The organism is Mesorhizobium sp. WSM4841, assembly GCF_055811515.1.
Genome location: NZ_JBVVQC010000047.1, coordinates 1 through 16,169, shown reverse-complemented (window position 1 = coordinate 16,169; position 16,169 = coordinate 1). Strand labels below are relative to the sequence as shown.

The 16,169-nt window shown below is 62.9% G+C and carries 13 protein-coding genes and 2 pseudogenes; 8 read left to right on the top strand and 7 right to left on the bottom strand.

What is annotated here, in order from left to right:
• The first annotated feature begins 2 nt into the window (after positions 1-2).
• Positions 3-242: an OB-fold-containig protein gene (locus AC0L14_RS32285; protein ID WP_473751910.1), complete on the top strand. Its 240-nt coding sequence runs from the start codon at positions 3-5 to the stop codon at positions 240-242.
• A gap of 58 nt (positions 243-300) precedes the next feature.
• A complete protein-coding gene (locus AC0L14_RS32280; RefSeq protein WP_473751909.1) occupies positions 301-2,001 on the top strand; it encodes a flotillin family protein in 1,701 nt (566 codons plus the stop codon).
• Between the two features lie 179 nt (positions 2,002-2,180).
• On the opposite strand, the gene AC0L14_RS32275 is transcribed toward AC0L14_RS32280, so the two are convergent.
• Together AC0L14_RS32275 and AC0L14_RS32270 are read right to left on the bottom strand one after the other, a co-directional pair.
• Positions 2,181-3,275 carry an alkene reductase gene (locus AC0L14_RS32275; protein ID WP_473489379.1) on the bottom strand — a complete coding sequence of 365 codons (1,095 nt, stop codon included), beginning with the start codon at positions 3,273-3,275 and terminating at the stop codon, positions 2,181-2,183.
• Between the two features lie 61 nt (positions 3,276-3,336).
• Positions 3,337-4,125 carry an SDR family NAD(P)-dependent oxidoreductase gene (locus AC0L14_RS32270; RefSeq protein ID WP_473529874.1) on the bottom strand — a complete coding sequence of 263 codons (789 nt, stop codon included), beginning with the start codon at positions 4,123-4,125 and terminating at the stop codon, positions 3,337-3,339.
• A gap of 110 nt (positions 4,126-4,235) precedes the next feature.
• Here AC0L14_RS32270 and AC0L14_RS32265 point away from each other — a divergent pair, with 110 nt between their 5' ends.
• Positions 4,236-4,799 carry a TetR/AcrR family transcriptional regulator gene (locus AC0L14_RS32265; RefSeq protein ID WP_473489377.1) on the top strand — a complete coding sequence of 188 codons (564 nt, stop codon included), beginning with the start codon at positions 4,236-4,238 and terminating at the stop codon, positions 4,797-4,799.
• A 133-nt stretch (positions 4,800-4,932) separates the two neighbouring features.
• Here the strand turns inward: AC0L14_RS32265 and fixJ are convergent, their stop codons facing one another.
• Complete coding sequence (fixJ, locus tag AC0L14_RS32260; RefSeq protein ID WP_473489376.1) at positions 4,933-5,829, bottom strand: response regulator FixJ; 897 nt, start codon at positions 5,827-5,829, stop codon at positions 4,933-4,935.
• Positions 5,830-6,246: 417 nt separating this feature from the next.
• Between fixJ and AC0L14_RS32255 the strand changes: the two genes are divergently transcribed.
• Positions 6,247-8,166 carry an adenylate/guanylate cyclase domain-containing protein gene (locus AC0L14_RS32255; RefSeq protein WP_473489374.1) on the top strand — a complete coding sequence of 640 codons (1,920 nt, stop codon included), beginning with the start codon at positions 6,247-6,249 and terminating at the stop codon, positions 8,164-8,166.
• A gap of 272 nt (positions 8,167-8,438) precedes the next feature.
• Positions 8,439-8,954, top strand: a complete 516-nt coding sequence (locus AC0L14_RS32250) for a CAP domain-containing protein (protein ID WP_473489372.1) — start codon at positions 8,439-8,441, stop codon at positions 8,952-8,954.
• Positions 8,955-8,989: 35 nt separating this feature from the next.
• Here AC0L14_RS32250 and AC0L14_RS32245 read toward each other — a convergent pair.
• A pseudogene (locus AC0L14_RS32245) lies at positions 8,990-9,520 on the bottom strand (MFS transporter); the annotation flags it as partial.
• 34 nt (positions 9,521-9,554) lie between these two features.
• On the opposite strand from AC0L14_RS32245, the pseudogene AC0L14_RS32240 reads away from it, so the two are divergent.
• Positions 9,555-10,559: pseudogene (locus AC0L14_RS32240) on the top strand (DHA2 family efflux MFS transporter permease subunit); the annotation flags it as partial.
• Here AC0L14_RS32240 and AC0L14_RS32235 read toward each other — a convergent pair.
• The 3 genes from AC0L14_RS32235 to AC0L14_RS32225 all read right to left on the bottom strand — a co-directional run bounded on the left by AC0L14_RS32235 (position 10,531) and on the right by AC0L14_RS32225 (position 13,337).
• Positions 10,531-11,733 (bottom strand): HlyD family secretion protein, encoded by a 1,203-nt coding sequence (locus AC0L14_RS32235; protein WP_473751908.1) that lies wholly within the window; start codon positions 11,731-11,733, stop codon positions 10,531-10,533. The pseudogene AC0L14_RS32240 and the gene AC0L14_RS32235 overlap by 29 nt on opposite strands.
• Complete coding sequence (locus tag AC0L14_RS32230; protein ID WP_473489369.1) at positions 11,730-12,227, bottom strand: MarR family winged helix-turn-helix transcriptional regulator; 498 nt, start codon at positions 12,225-12,227, stop codon at positions 11,730-11,732. Before AC0L14_RS32230 ends, AC0L14_RS32235 begins: the two co-directional genes overlap by 4 nt.
• Positions 12,228-12,428: 201 nt before the next feature.
• Positions 12,429-13,337, bottom strand: a complete 909-nt coding sequence (locus AC0L14_RS32225) for a LysR substrate-binding domain-containing protein (protein WP_473551591.1) — start codon at positions 13,335-13,337, stop codon at positions 12,429-12,431.
• A 121-nt stretch (positions 13,338-13,458) separates the two neighbouring features.
• On the opposite strand from AC0L14_RS32225, the gene AC0L14_RS32220 reads away from it, so the two are divergent.
• Together AC0L14_RS32220 and AC0L14_RS32215 are read left to right on the top strand one after the other, a co-directional pair.
• Positions 13,459-14,853 (top strand): FAD-binding oxidoreductase, encoded by a 1,395-nt coding sequence (locus AC0L14_RS32220; RefSeq protein ID WP_473751907.1) that lies wholly within the window; start codon positions 13,459-13,461, stop codon positions 14,851-14,853.
• 237 nt (positions 14,854-15,090) lie between these two features.
• Entirely contained in the window at positions 15,091-15,924 is an 834-nt protein-coding gene (locus AC0L14_RS32215; RefSeq protein WP_473751906.1) for an AraC family transcriptional regulator, read from the top strand.
• Positions 15,925-16,169: the final 245 nt, after the last annotated feature.

Sequence of the window (16,169 nt, the reverse complement as noted above, 5' to 3'; positions counted from 1 at the left end):
GATTGTGGCTTGAAATTCCTCAATCACCTGGGCGTCGCGGCACGGTCACGCTCGGGCCGCTGGATGACGGTCGGCCCGGCTCGATCCGAGTGCGCGATGAGCATGGCGAATTGCATACGCTGCGGGCGCGGCCCGCAGACGCGGGAATGAAAATCGAGAAAGGCGCCGTAGTCGTGGTGGTGAAAGCCGCCGAGGGACCCGGTCGTGTCTGGCTCGTAGTCCCGTTCGAGGAGCATATCTAGCCAGAGCGCGCTCTGAGCAAAGCCGAGCATCAAACACTTTCAAATCTGGGGGCAAAGTATGGACAACATAGTTCAATTTCTGATCTGGGTCGGCATCGTTCTCTTCGTGATCGCGGTGATCGGCTTTGTGCTCGGGCGGCTCTACCAGCGCGCCGAACGTGACGAGGCCTTTGTGCGTACCGGCGTCGGCGGCCGCAGAGTGGTCAAAGACGGCGGCGCGCTGATCCTGCCCATCTTGCATGCGCTGGCGAAGGTCAAGCTCAACACCGTCAAGCTGGTGGTCGACCGCCGCCGCGAGGACGCCTTCATCACCTCTGACCGCATGCGCGTCGACATCCGTGCCGAGTTTTACGTACGCGTCGACGGCACGGATGACGGCATCGGCCTCGCTGCGCAGACGCTGGGCGACCGTGTCAACGACCCGAAGGCAATCCAGGATCTGGTGGAAGCCAAGCTGGTCGACGCGCTGCGCTCTGTGGCCGCGCGCAACACGCTCGATCAACTGCATGAGAATCGCTCAGACTTCGTGAAGGCGGTGCAGGACGCAGTCGAGACCGATCTGCGCTCGAACGGGCTTGAGCTGGAATCGGTGTCGTTGACGGGCCTCGACCAGACGCCGCGTGAGTTCTTCAACGAAACCAACGCCTTCGACGCCGTCGGTTTGGCCAAGCTGACAACCATCACCGAACAGCGCCGCAAGGAGCGCAACGAGGTGACCCGGAAGACCGAAGTAGCGATTGCCGAGCAGGACCTGAACGCCTCGCGCGAAAAGTACGCGTTGAAGCGGCAAGAGGAAGAGGCGCGGCTGGAGCAGGAGCGCGACGTAGTCTCCAAGCAGGCCTCCACGCGCTCCGAAATGGCCAAGGCCGAGGAAGCGGCGAAGCTCGCCGAACAGGCGGCGCAGATCGCGCGCGAACGCGAGATCGCCGAGCATGCGGCGGAAGCGCAGCGCGCCAAGGAAGAGGCGCGCATTAACTCTGAGCGCGAGGTTGAATTGTCGCGCCAGAATATGGCGGTGGCCATCGCCAAGAAGAGCCAGGAAACCAGCCAGGCTGAAGCCAAGGCCCGCGAGGCCGAGGCGCTGACGGTTGCTGCTCAAGAAAAGGTGCAGACGGCGCGCGAACGCGAAATCGCCGACCGCGCCAGGCAGATCGCCGTTCTGCAAGCGCAGGAAGCGGCGGAATCTGAGGCTGTGTCGGTGACAGTTGGCGCGAGCGCCGAAAAAGCAGCGGCGGAAGACCGCGCCGAGGCGGCGCTGGTGGAAGCCCGCGCGGCAGCGGAAGCGATGAAGGTCCGCGCCGAGGGCGTGATCGCGGAAGGCGAGGCGGAGGCCGCGACCATCCGCGCCACGAACGAAGCGCGCAACCTGCTCTCCGACCGGCTGATCCAGCTTGAACTGACGCAGGCCCGGATCACCATGCTACCGGAAGCACTAAAGGCGCTGATGGAGCCGGCGAGCCGTATCGATAGCATCCGCGTGTTCGACACGGCGGGATTTTCGGGCGGTCGCTCGGGCGGCGAAGGCGGGCGTTCGGGTCCGGGCGATCTGGCCGACCAGCTGCTGAAGTTCACCGGCAACAAGTCTCTGATTGACGCGCTCCTGAAGGAAGCTGGCATCGCCGGCGCCGGTGGCTCTCTAAAGGATCTGGTCTCGACGCGGCGGCGGGAAACGGATGCTGACGGGGCCGATCTGTTCGAGGAGGCAGACGTGGAGGACGACGAGCTGGTCGCCCCCCTGGCTGGGATACCGAAGGCCTGAACTGCCCAAACGCTGATTTGATCGGGCGTGGAAACAATCGACGCCCGGTCTATTTGGCAGTCAGGATCGCGCTTATGTCAGGCAGGCGGCCTTGCCGCCACCGTCCTGCCCACCGGCGAAAGCGCCGGTGCTGCCGTCGAGTTGGGATGGCTGCCTCGCAGGCGCGGCCCTCCGATGGCTCATGGGTGGCTTGAGGCGGTGATCGCGGGATAGTCGGTATAGCCGGCGGAGCCGCCGCCATAGAGCGTCGCCGGGTTGAACTCCGCCAGCGGCGCGCGCGTCTTCAGCCGTTCCACAAGGTCGGGATTGGCGATGAATGGGCGTCCGAAGGCGAACAGGTCCGCCTTGCCGTCGGCGAGCTGCGACGCCGCGAGTTCGAGGTCATAGCCGTTGTTGGCGATATAGGTGTTGTTGAAGCGCCGGCGGAGCGATCCGAAGTCGAATGGCGCGACATCGCGCGGTCCGCCCGTGGCGCCCTCGACGACATGGATGTAGACGATGCCCAAGGCGTCGAGTTGATCGACGATGTAGTCGAACTGCGCCTGGGGGGCGCCGCTCGAGACACCGTTGGCGGGCGAAATGGGCGAAATCCGGATGCCGGTGCGCTCAGCGCCGATCTCCTCGACCACCGCAGTCGCAACCTCCAGCATCAGCCGGGCGCGGTTCTCGACCGATCCGCCATAAGCATCGGTGCGGACATTAGCGCTGTCCTTGGCGAACTGGTCCAGCAGATAGCCGTTGGCGCCGTGAATCTCGACGCCATCGAAGCCGGCCTCGATGGCGTTCGCGGCTGCTTGCCTGAAATCGTTGACGATCCCCGGAAGCTCGTCGAGCTCGAGCGCGCGGGGCTCCGAAACGTCGACAAAGCCGTTGCTGACGAATGTCTTGGTCGCGGCCCGGATCGCCGAGGGCGCGACGGGCGCGGCGCCATGCTCCTGCAGGTCGACATGTGAGACGCGGCCGACATGCCAGAGCTGCAGGAAGATCCGGCCACCCTTGGTGTGCACGGCGTGGGTGACCTTGCGCCAGCCGTCGATCTGCGCCTGGGAGTAGATGCCGGGCGTGTCCTGATAGCCCTGTCCCTGCTGCGAGATCTGCGTGGCCTCGGAAATCAGCAGGCCGGCCGACGCGCGCTGGCCGTAATACTGCGCGGCGAGATCGCCTGGAACGAAGCCCGGGCCAGCGCGATTGCGCGTCAGCGGCGCCATGACGATACGATTGGAGAGAGTGAGCGAGCCGAGAGTATAGGGCTCAAACAGCGTTGTGCTCGTCATAGGTCACCTTTGTTTGTCCCCGCCGCGGCGGGGTCGCTTATCGAAATGGCTTCGTTCATGCTCAGGCGACCGTGCGGTACCGCTTGGCGGGATGTTCGTTCCGATAGTTCGGAAGCATGGCCTGGCGCGCGGCCTGAAGCGCGTCCCACTGCCCGGCATCGGGTAGCGGCGGGATGGTCACCAGTTCGCGGCGGTCGAAGCCGACCAGCGCCGCATCCACCAGATCGTCCACCTCCATCACGTTGGAAAGCGTGTTGACGTCGGCGCCGACATGTTCCCAGATCTCCGTTCGCGTCGTGGCGGGAAGCACGGCCTGGACGTAGACACCCTTCGGCGCGAGCTCGAGGCTGAGTCCCTGCGACAGAAACAGCACGAAGGCTTTGGTTGCGCCGTAGACCGTCATGCCGAACTCCGGCGCCAGGCCGACCACCGAGCCGATGTTGACGATCGCCCCTTCGCCGGCCGCCGCAAGACGCGGGGCGATGGCGCTGGCTAGCCGCAGAAGCGCGGTCGTGTTGAGCGCAACCAGCCGCGCGACGTCATCGGTGCTCTGCTCGATAAAGCTTCCGCCGATGGCCGTTCCGGCATTGTTGACGAGGATCCCGATGCGGGCGTCATCGCGCAGCCTCGTCTCTACCGTTGCAAGCTCGGCAGGCTGCGTAAGATCAGCCTGGATGATGTCGAGCGCCACGCCATTTTCCTGACGCAGACGGGCCGCCAGAGCCTCCATTCGTGCCATATCACGGGCAACCAGCACGAGGTCGTGCCCGCGGCGCGCGAAGCGCTCGGCATATGCGGCTCCGATGCCGGTGGAGGCACCGGTTATGAGGACTGACGGAATGGTGGTCATGGCATTGCTCTTTTCTCTGATGGACTCTATATTCATGACGATCATCATGATTGCTGTTTAATATGATAGCCATCATGTAAATGTCAACGGGGCCGGCGGAGAATTTTGAAATGAAGGTCAGTCGAGAACAGATGGCGGAGAACCGTCGCCGAATTCTGGATGTTGCCGGCCGGCTGTTTCGCGACAAGGGCTTCGACGCGGTCAGCGTGGCGGAGGTGATGAAAGCCGCCGGACTCACCCATGGCGGCTTCTATGGCCATTTCAGCTCAAAGGACGACCTGATCGCGCAGACCCTTGCCCATGTCCTCGCCGCGGACTCAAGCGCAGGGGCCGATCTTCGCGCTTATGTAGACGCCTATCTTTCGCCCCGTCATCGCGACAACGCCGCTGGTGGTTGCCCGACGGCAGGCCTTGCCGCGGCCATTCGCCATCAGACCCCGGCTGCACGCTCGGCCATGACGGAAGGCCTTCGATCGCAGATCGACCGTATCGGCAAGGCGCTGCCGGAGTTGGATCCGGCAGGCAGACGCCGCGCAGCGATCGGATGCTGGGCAGCGATGGTGGGGGCAGTGATCCTCGCCCGGGCTATCGACGATCCCGCGCTTTCGGATGAAGTTCTGGAACAGACGCATGCCTGGATCGATGCCGGGATCAGCCAAGTGTCTGCCAGATAGGCGGTCTGCGGCCGGGCTTGCGCCACCGTACTGCCCGCCGAAGGCGCCGGTGTCTCGGCCTCCGCCGCCGGCACGCTGGCGGGCATCAGCGCCTCAGCATCCTTGCGCAGGCGAAGACGCACAGAACCTGGCCCTACTGAGCGGAGCGGTCGGCCAACAACGCCAGCCGGACGAGCTCGGACAGGCTCTTCGCCTGCATCTTCGACATGACATTGGCCCTGTAGATTTCGACCGTTCGCGGGCTGATGCCGAGTTCGTGCGCGATCGCCTTGTTCGCCTTGCCGTCGACGAGCAGGTCCAGGACCTGGCGTTCGCGTTCTGTGAGCGATCCTACCCGGCTCGCCGCCTCCCTGACGTGTGCGCCGTCCTGGATGGTCTTCGTCCGGCGGCCAAGCGCGGAGCGGATCGTCGCGATGAGCAGGTCGTCATCGAACGGCTTCTCGATGAAATCGATCGCGCCCTCCTTCATTGCCTCGACCGCCATGGGCACGTCGGCGTGGCCCGTCATCACGATCACAGGGAGAAGCGAGCCACGAGCCTTCAGGCGACGCAGGAATTCGATGCCATCGATGCCCGGCATCCGCACGTCGGTAACGACGCAGCCGGACGCCGAGCCCTCCACGTCTTCCAGGAAGGCGGAGGCGGATTCGTGCAGCCTGACCGCAAGGCCGTCCGACGCGAGCAGGAATGCCAGCGACTGACGGACAGCCAGATCGTCATCGACCACATGCACCACGGCTTCAGCCTGCATCGGAAAGCTCCTCTCGCTCCACGGACCGGAGGTGAAGCCGAACGTGGTTCCCTGTCCTGGGGCAGACTCGGCCCAGATCTTGCCGCCGTGGGATTCGACAATCGTCCTGCAGATCGACAGGCCCACTCCCATGCCGTGCTTCTTGGTTGTCATGAAGGGCTGGAAAGCCGGTTTTGCACCGCCGGATCGATGCCCGGGGCGTTGAACCAGCGATGTCCGCTTCTGGAGGACGGGAGGGGTCGGCGAAATGACCAGAATCGGCGCAAAGTTGCCCTCCATCTTGCGGAGCGCGCAACTCAGCTACGGGTCAAATCGGGGTTCAACGTGAGACGGCTTACCTGCCTCCGTCCACTCGATCGGAAACCCGCGCATGAGCCGCTGAAGCTGCAGTAGGTGGCTGCCGACCATCGAGAATCGCCTCAACAACGTCGGGCTCGAGCAGCGCAGGGCGTAGGAACTACGCGACGTAGGAGGTCTTGAGCTTCTCTGCCCTGGCCAGTTCGCTGATCGAGCCAACGCGGCCGTTTGTCCATCATGTTCTTCCGACGGAAGGCGCGGACGAGAGCCGTGAGCAGCGTGCCATCGCAGAAGCTGGCAAACGCGTAGCCCATTCGCCTTGCGATTTGAGTCGAGACCTAAAAGGATTGAAGCGAGCCAGATGCGAGAGCACAGCTCTGGCTGTGGGAGCACGCCAGCGTGGTGACCACTCGAACGGAGCGGCGGCTGGCGGCCATCATGGCCGCCGACATCGTCGGCTACTCGCGCCTCATGGAAACCGACGAGGCGGCGACGCTCGCAGCGATCAAGGCGCTCCGGGCGGAGGTGATCGATCCACTGCTCAACGAGCATAACGGACGTGTCGTTAAGCTCATGGGCGATGGCGCCTTGGCTGAGTTCCACTCCGTCGTCGATGCCGTTGCTTGCGCTGTGGCCATTCAGACCAGAGTCGCCGCGCATCAGAGCGAGGCTCCTGCCGAGCGCCGCATAGTATTTCGTATCGGCATTAATCTCGGCGACGTGGTGGTCGAAGGTGATGATCTCTTCGGCGACGGGGTGAACGTGGCGGCGCGCCTTGAGCAGCTTTGCCCGCCGGGCGGCGTGCTCATCTCAGGAACCGCCTACGACCACATGAAAGGCAAGCTCAGCCTGCCAATTGACTTTGCCGGCGCTCAAAAGGTCAAGAATATCGCCGAGCCGGTTCGCACCTACAGCGTCAGAATGCAAGGGGCAAAGCGCGGCTGGAGCCTGCGCACTCGCCACATCCGGCGCTTTCTGCCGATGGCGGCTGCATCCCTTGTTTTGCTTGCGTTTGCGGCTACTGGAGCGTGGTGGTGGCTGCGGCCGGTTGATACTGCCATCGGCAAGCCGTCCATTGCGGTTCTGCCTTTCAGCAATTATGGCGGCGACGAGGCCACCGGGCGCCTCGCCGACGGCCTCACCGAGGACATCATCACCGACCTCGCGCGTTTCCCCGAATTCGAGGTCGTCGCCCGCAATTCCACCGAAGCCTACAAGGGTAAGCCGGTGGACGTCCGCCAGGTCGCAGCATCGCTATACGTCGGATATGTGCTCGAAGGTTCCATCCAGCGCCAGGGCAGCCGCGTGCGGATCAATGCGCAGCTGATCGAGGCGGCATCCGGCAAGCATCTGTGGTCGGAGCGTTGGGATCGGCCGGATGAAGACGTGTTCGCTGTCCAAACCGAGATCGCCGAACAGGTCACCAACCGGCTCGGCGGCGGCGCTGGCCTGATCCAGGAGACCGGGCGGACAGCGGCCAAACGCAAGCGGCCGGAAAACCTGAACGCGTATGAGTATTATCTACTCGGCACCGAGAAGCTCGAGCAAATCACCAAAGCCGATCTCGAAGAGGCCATTCATTTGCTTACCCGCGCCGTCGATCTGGACCCCGGCCTCGCCCGCGCCTGGGTCGAGCTTTATCATTCGCACAGTCTTTTGGCGAGCTTCGGGGTCAGCCCTGAGAGCGAGCGGAAGGCGGCTGTCGAAGCGGCCGAGCGCGCCGTCAGGCTTGATCCGAGCGACGCCGAGGCGCACGCCGTGCTCGGCATGAGTTTTGGCGAAAGGGGCGACCTGGCGCGGGCCAAGGTCGAGTTGGACACCGCCTTGCGTATGGCTCCGGGTTCAGCTGAAATCCTGACCTTCTATGTCGGCTGGGCGTCAACCTTCGGGGAACCCGAACGCGGCGTGGAACTGGTCGACCAGGTGATCCGACTCGATCCGAACTACCCATTGTGGGCCACAGGCAGCTTCTCCTATGCATACTTCATGGCCGGCCGCTATGAAGATGCGCTGAAGATGCAGGCGCGCATGACACCAGAAACCTACAACCTCTCCAAGTGGTCGATGCGGTGCGGTTCCTTCGCCGCGCTTGGTCGAACGGAAGACACAAAAGCCTGTGTCGCAGAGGCGCTCAAACGCTTACCGGACCTGACCATCGAAGCCATGGCCAACGAGCCGGGCTACAGCGACGCCGAGCACCAGCGCTTCCTCGAGACAATGCGCAAGGCCGGCTTCCCGGCCTGTGCGAGCCCCGAGGCGCTGGCGAAGTTCGCCAAGCCTCAGCGGTTGCCGGAATGCGAGAAAGGGACCGCCAACTAGGCTGCGTCGCAGGAATGTCAAACGGCGTCACCTTTGACCATGCCAGCCGGAATGTCCGCTTCGAGGCGAAGGTAACGTTTGCCTGAACGGCCGACATGGTGAAGCGAAGCAGTCATTCGCAGCGCGCACCGGTGGATGTCACCGATGGGCCAAACCGATATTCCGTCGCGGCACCACGCGTCAGATTTCACCACCGGGCGACGAACCGCGGCGAGCGAGATTCTTGAGCACCTGCCCGGCAAAAGCCATGATCACCGCTATGTCAGGCGGGCATGACCGCTGCCAAAATCGAAAATTCCGAAGTCCGATCAAGCTTAAACAGGCGAATGCTGCTTAGAGCTGCCGGCCTTGCCGCGCTGGCCGGGCTTGCCGCTTGCGCCACTGTGCTGCCCACCGGCGAAGGCGCCGGGGTCTCCGCCTCCGCCGTCGGCACACTGGCGGGCATCCGCGCCTCAGCCGGTCTCGAACCGCTTGTCCCCGACCCTCAGCTCGAACAGGCAGCCCTGCAGCAGTCCGGCTATATGGCGCGCGGCGGCCGCATGACCCACTCCACCGGCTGGAGCAAGGGATTCGCCTCGCGCGTCAAGGGCAACGGTATTGCCGGTGCTGCCGCCGAAAACATCGCCGAGGGCCGTTTCGATCAGCGGAAGCTGTTCGACATCTGGATGCACTCGGCCGGCCACCGCCGCAACATGCTCGACCCGCGCTTCACCCGCTTTGGTCTGGCCTATGTGCGGGACGGCCGCGACAGCTCGCTGCGCTACTGGAGCCTTGTTCTGGGCAAATAGAAGGGGTGACCGGAACGTCGACCAATCCCTACTCATCAATCCATATGCGCGGCGGGCGCCCCGCCGGTGGTCGGACCAGCCTTTGGCTTGCGCAGCAGAAAAACGAACGGGATGGCAATCAGCGTCATCATCATCAGCAGCTTGAAGTCATTGATGTAAGAGATCATCATCGCTTGGATATTGACCATGCCGTCCACCTGGGAAAGCGCCGTCGGATCGCCGCCCGCCGCTGCCGGTGACGCCGCCCAGAGGTTGGGATTGAACGGATTGATGTAGGCCGAGAGCTCGGCATGGTTGACCTGCGTGTTGCGTACCAGCAGAACCGTCACCACCGATACGCCGATCGACGAGCCAAGATTGCGCACCAGGCTGAATAACGCCGTGGCATCGGTGCGGAAGCGTGCGTCCAGCGTGGCGAAGGCCACGGTCGACAGCGGCACGAACACCATTCCCATTCCAAGGCCCTGGATGACGCCGGAGCTGAGGATGAGCCAGTTGTCCATCTACGGTGAAAAGCTAGACATGGTGTGGAGCGATTGCGCGGTCAGCAGGAAGCCGATGACGACGCAATAGACCACCTCGTTCCATAAGTTCCACATCATGAGCACGCCAGAACCCTTTCGCGAAGTGCCGCATCGCGGCCTGATCACCGTGGCACTGATGCTGGCGACGATCATGCAGGCGCTCGACACCACGATCGCCAACGTCGCGCTGCCGACCATGACCGGCGACCTCGGCGCCTCCCCCGACAACATCAACTGGGTGCTGACCTCCTACATCGTTGCCGCGGCGATCATGACGCCGGTGACCGGCTGGCTGGCCGACCGCTTTGGCCGCAAGGAGCTGTTCCTGACGGCGGTGGTCGGTTTCACCATCTTCTCCATGCTGTGCGGTCTGGCATGGAGCCTTGAAACCATGGTGCTGTTCCGTCTCATGCAAGGTGTATTCGGCGCGGCGATCGTGCCGCTGTCGCAGACCTTCCTGCTCGACATCAATCCGAGGGAACGCCACGGCCAGGCGATGGCTATCTGGGGCGCCGGCATCATGCTGGGACCGATCCTTGGCCCGACTCTGGGTGGCTGGTTGACCGAGAATTTCAACTGGCGCTGGGTGTTCTTCATCAACCTGCCGGTCGGCATCATCGCCTTTCTCGGCATGGCCGCCTACTTGCCGGCCGTTGCAAGGCGGATACGCAGCTTCGATTTCTTCGGCTTCGCCATGCTCTCGCTTGGTGTCGGCGCGCTTCAGCTGATGCTTGATCGCGGCGGCGAGGTCGACTGGTTTTCCTCGGTCGAGATATGGATCGAACTCGGTCTTTCCATCACCGGCTTCTGGGTGTTCATCATTCACACCTTGACGGCGGAGCAGCCCTTCATCGACCCGAAGATATTCCTCGACCGCAATTTTGTGACCGGACTGGCATTCATCTTTGTCATGGGCGTGCTCATTCTGGCGAGCATGGCGCTGCTGCCGCCAATGCTGTCGACCATCTTCGGCTATCCGACCCTCACCATCGGCATCGTCTTGGGGCCACGCGGCGTCGGCACGATGATTGCCATGCTCGTCGTCGGCCGCATCATGCACAAGGTCGATGCCCGAATTCTCGCGCCTCACCCGCCGTGGCGTGGCCGAAGATGCTCGGAAAGCCGCGGGAAACGCCGGTGTCCACCGTAACCGTCGCGCTCATGCCGGTGCGCAGCACCATCTTGGCGCCGGCATCGGCCAGTTCCAGGCGCACCGGAATGCGCTGGGTGACCTTGACCCAGTTGCCGGTGGCGTTCTGAGCGGGCAACAGCGAGAACTCGGCCCCGGTGCCGGCGCCAATCGCCTCGACCGTGGCTTCGAACGTCTTGCCCGGATAGGTATCGACGACGATTTCAGCCTTCTGGCCCGGCTTCATATGGGTGAGCTGGGTTTCCTTGAAATTGGCATCGATCCAGGTATCGCCGGTCTCGACCAGCGAAAACAGCGGCGTACCCGAGCCGACATACTGGCCGACCTTGAACGAGGCAGCCTGGCTGATGATGCCGTCGGCCGGCGCCCTGACCGTAGTCTGCGCCAAATCGTAGGCAGCCTTGTCGCGCGCGGCGAGCGCCGCCATCACGGTCGGATGCTTGTCGGTCTCGATATCGGGATTGCCGCCAAGGCCCGCCTCGGCGCTGAGGATGCCCTGCTGAGCCACCGCCATTTGCTGCTTGGCCTTGTCGAGATCGTTCCTGGCCTCGTCCAGCGACGACTCGGCGTTGATGCCCTTGCGGGCAAGGTCGGCGGCCCGGTCGTATTGCGACTGCGCGTAGCCGACCTGGCTGGCGTCGGACTTCTCCTGCGCTACCGCCTGGCTGTAGGCCGCGCGCAGCTGCTCGACATTGAGGCGCGCGCCGGCCACCGCCGCGTCGGCTTGCGCCAATGCGATCCGGTAGGGCTCGGGATCGATGGCGAACAGCACGTCGCCCTGCTTGACGGACTGATCGTCGAAAATGTCGACCTGAACGATGCGGCCCGCCGTATCGGCGGCGATCGAAACCTTGGCCTGCTGCAGATTGGCGTTCTCGGTCTCCTGGTAACGGCCGCCGGTCACCCAGACGTAGCTGCCGCCAGCGATCAGTGCCACGGGGAGCGCAAACATCAAAAGGAAGCGGCCGGCACGGCGCTTCTTCTTCGGCGCCACCGGCGCCGGTTCTACCTGCGGAGCGACCGTAACCGGGGCTGCCGCCGGCTGCACAGGAGCTTCCATCTCCAGCTTGGTCGCATTCTCATCTACCTTGGCTACCGCGTTCATGCTGCTGCGCCTTCTGCACTCTCGACTTTTTCGCCACTCTCGACTTTTTCGCCAGGCGCCGTCTCGCCATCCGCCAGGTTCTTGGCCATCGCCTCGAGTGCCTTGATCAGGACACGGCGATCTTGCGGCGACACGCCGGTCAGCGATTCTTCATAGACTTCGCCAGCAAGGCTCTTGATCTCGGCGTAGGCCTCGCTCGCCTTGGCGGTCGGGAAGATCATGCGAACGCGGCGGTCGGCGGCGTCGGAACGGCGCTCGATCCAGCCGCTCTCCTCCATGCGGTCGACCAGGCGCGACACGCTGATCGGCTCGATCTCGAGAAGTTCGGCGAGCCGCGCTTGCGTGATGCCTTCTTCCTTGGCGACGCGGACCATAAGCCGCCATTGCGCCGAGGAAAGGCCGAGCCCGCTGGCCCTCGCCTCGAAGCGCTTGCGCATCAGGCGCTGCACGTCGTGGATCAAAAAGCCCAATCTGTCGATGCCGTCGGAAGCCATGAGCGGCATATATTATAAGCGTGCTCACCATTCAAGGAGCCGCATTGTGCCAGAAGCCGGCAAACTGGGATGACAGTTATGCAATGCGGTCATGGTCAGCGATTGCTGAATGGCAATGAAGGAAGCCGCGTTCCCATCGGCTTCTGCCTTGCACCGACACCGGACCACCCATCGAACCTGATAATCATGCTTGAGCTAATTCTACACCAACGATCCCATCCAGGCAGAAAAGGCCTCGATGTGCGGCTGCAAGGGGTGGTTAGGGACGTAGACGAGATAGAAGCCGTAGCCTGGCAGAGAGAGATCGTGTGCCTTGACCAGCGCTCCACTTTTGAGTTCGCGGCTGACGACCACGTCGCTGCAGATAGCGATACCCTGGCCTGCCACGACCGCGTCGATCGCATGCAATTCTTCGCGAAAGCTTAGGTCCCACGCTTTGTTGGTATCCGGGATGCCAGGATCGACAGAGCGTGCCGCCGCCAGCCATCGCGACCAGGTAGGCGCTTCGCGATCACGGTTCATCCAATCAAAATGGATGAGCGGATATTGCAGCACATCGGCGGCCCGCTCGATCTGTCGGGTGCCCTTGGCGAGCAAATCAGGGCTGCACACCGGAAAGAACGTGTCCCGAAAAATTTCCTGGGCGGCAAGGTCCTGAGGCATCCTGCGCGCGTAGCGGATCGCGACATCGGCATTGCCGGCGCGCAGGTCCAACACCGAGTCGGTTCCGATAATCTCCAGAGGGATCTTCGGGTACTCTTCCCGCCATTTTGGCAGACGCGGTACCAGCCACCGGCTGGCAAATGCATTCGGGCTTGTCACCCGTAGCGGGCGTTGGCCGACGCCGGCCGAAGCTGACGCAATTGCGGTGGCAAAGGCGTCGAAGCCGTTGCGAATGACCGGGAACAGCCGTTCGCCCACGTCCGTAAGCACAAGCGGCCGTGGGCGCCGCCGAAACAGGGGTTGTCCGCAGATGCCCTCGAGCAACCGAATCTGGTGGCTGATGGCCGTGGGCGTCACGCCGAGTTCGATCGCGGCCTCCCTGAAACTCATGCGCCTGGCAGCAGCCTCGAAGGCGCGAAGGGATCCGAGCGGCGGAAGTCTTCTCATTCATGCAGTTTAGATGAATCCAACTCATCTAGCGACTGAGATATTCGACTTTGCGGCGAATGAAGGCCCATGAGATTATTGCATACAGCCTGTCCTCGGATCACGAAGGGAACCCCCCTCGATGAGCACGCTCAAGCTTGCGGAAGATCCCGGAACCGGGTCAGCCCTGAAGGCGTCGGATATTGCGCGGCTCAGGCAGGCAATTCGCGGGGATTTGGTCCTCCCGAACGATCCTGGCTATGCCCAGGCACGCAGAGTCTGGAACGGAATGGTCGACAAGCGACCAGCAGCGGTGATCTATTGCGCCGAATCCCGCGACGTCGTCACAGCTGTCAGCTTTGCCAAATCGCAAAACCTTCTGGTCGCCGTTCGCGGCGGTGGTCACAACGTCGCCGGCAGTTCGGTTTGCGATGGCGGCGTGGTCATTGATGTGTCGCGCATGAAGCGGATCGAGGTCGACCCGGTCCGCCGGGTTGCGCGCGCCGAGGCTGGCTTGAACCTGGGAGAGTTCGACACCGCCACGCAGGCTCATGGTCTCGCGACGACGATGGGCGTCAACGCCGATACCGGCATTGCCGGACTGACACTCGGTGGTGGGTTCGGCAAGCTTGGCCGCAAACATGGACTGAGCTGCGACAATCTCATAGCAGTCGAAATCGTGACGGCGGACGGCCGGCTGCTCAAGGCAAACGCGGCTGAAAACGCGGATCTTTTCTGGGGCATTCGGGGCGGCGGCGGCAATTTTGGAATCGTTACAGCCTTCGAATACAGGCTTCATCCCGTGGGTCCCCTTCTCATCGCGGGGTCAGTTCTGCACCGCTACGAACATGCGCGCGAAGCAATGCGGTTCTACCGCACGTTTTCGAGCAAGGCTCCCGATGAGCTGAGCCTGGACGCGGCGCTTGTGACTGCGCCCTCAGGTGAACGTTTCTTCAGCATCTCGGCGTGTTACATCGGCCCGCTCGGCGAGGGCGAGCAAATCGTCCAACCGTTGAGAGAATACGGCACGCCGGTTGAAGACCGGATTGCTCCCGTCCCGTATCTTCAAATCCAGTCGGCCGGAGACAGCATCTTTCCGCGCGGGCGGCGCTACTACTGGAAGGCGCAGTTCATGCGCGAAATTTCAGACCAGGCAATCGACACAATGCTCTCAGCTTACGCGACCGCACCCAGCGAGTCGCTTCTTGTCCTGCAGCAGGTTGGCGGCGCAATCTCGCGTGTGCCAATAGGCGAAACTCCCTACGCCAACAGAGATGCGCTTTACGATTGCTTCCCGATATCGATCTGGGATAATCCGGCTGATGATAAAATGCACATCCGATGGGCGCGTGACCTATGGGATGCAATGAGACCGTTCTCGACCGGCGGCGTCTATGCCAACAATCTCGGCGAAGAGGGCACGGACCGGGTTCTGGCAGCTTATGGCGAGAACTACCCGAGATTGGTTGCTTTAAAAAACAAGTATGATCCTACCAATTTCTTCCGTTTGAATCAGAACATCAGGCCGACGATCTGAGCGATTTCCGCCGCGGCTTCGGGTCCGAAAGCGGACTTAGCACGTCGATTGGTAACCCGATCGACAAGGCGACACGCTTTGGCAACACGCCCGACTTCATCAACTACAACTTCAATTCAACGCCGGCAGCGCTGACGATCATCATCGTTTCAATTTTGCGCCGGGCGCAATTTCGATCAAACTGGTCCTGCAAGGAAGCGGCACCATGGCTGCGCCAATCGCGAGACGCGGAGAGACATGAACCCGACCGAGAAAGCGCTGTGGTTCGTCGAAAGCCATTTGCCGGAAGCAGTCTCGCTCGACGATGTCGCCAAGAGCAGCGGCGTGTCGCGCTTTCACGTGACGCGGGCTTTCGGTGCGGCGACCGGCCGTTCGGTGATGGGCTACGTGCGTTCTCGCCGGCTTACCGAGGCGGCGCGCAGGCTCGCCGCCGGCGCACCCGACATCCTCTCGGTCGCGCTCGACGCCGGCTACGCCTCGCATGAGGCCTTCACCCGCGCCTTCCGCGACCAGTTCGGCACCACGCCGGAACTGGTGCGCGCGCAAGGCTCGCTCGACAATCTCGATCTCGTGGAGCCGATCCTGATGGACCAGTCCTTCCTCACCAATCTCGAGCCGCCGCGTTTTGAGACCAGCCGGCCGTTTCTCATCGCCGGTCTCGGCGAACGCTACAGCTGCCAAACCAGCGCCGGCATCCCGATGCAGTGGCAGCGGTTCGGCCCCTATATCGGCAACATTCCGGGCGAGGTCGGCGACGTCGCCTATGGCGTCTGCGTCAACGGCGACGATGCAGGCAATTTCGATTATATCGCCGGCGTCGAGGTGTCCGATTTTTCGGACTTACCGAGGGAGTTTTCGCGCGTGCGCGTGCCGGCGCAGAAATACGCCGTGTTCGCCCATCGTGACCACATCTCGACCATCCGCCGCACGGTCAACACAATCTGGAACAAATGGCTGCCGGCCTCCGGGCACGAGGTCGCCGATGCGCCCGAATTCGAGCGCTACGGCCCCGAATTCGATCCGCGCAGCGGCAATGGCGGGCTGGAAATCTGGATACCAGTCAAGGCATGAGGAAGGGCCAGTTTTCAACTTGTGTTGGAGACTAGTGTCGAAAACCGGCTCCGCCTCATCTTGCCTTCTCCCCTTGCTGGGCAGGGCAATCGCATTTGGATTCTTACGAAGATGGACCCCCACCCTGGCCCTCCCCACAAGGGGGAGGGAACGCTGCCGCGCGCCTTTACTTCCCCTTTGGCGCCGAAAGGCAGGCAATTTGCCGAGGTCAGCGCCAACGGAAGTCTCCCTCCCCCTTGTGGGGA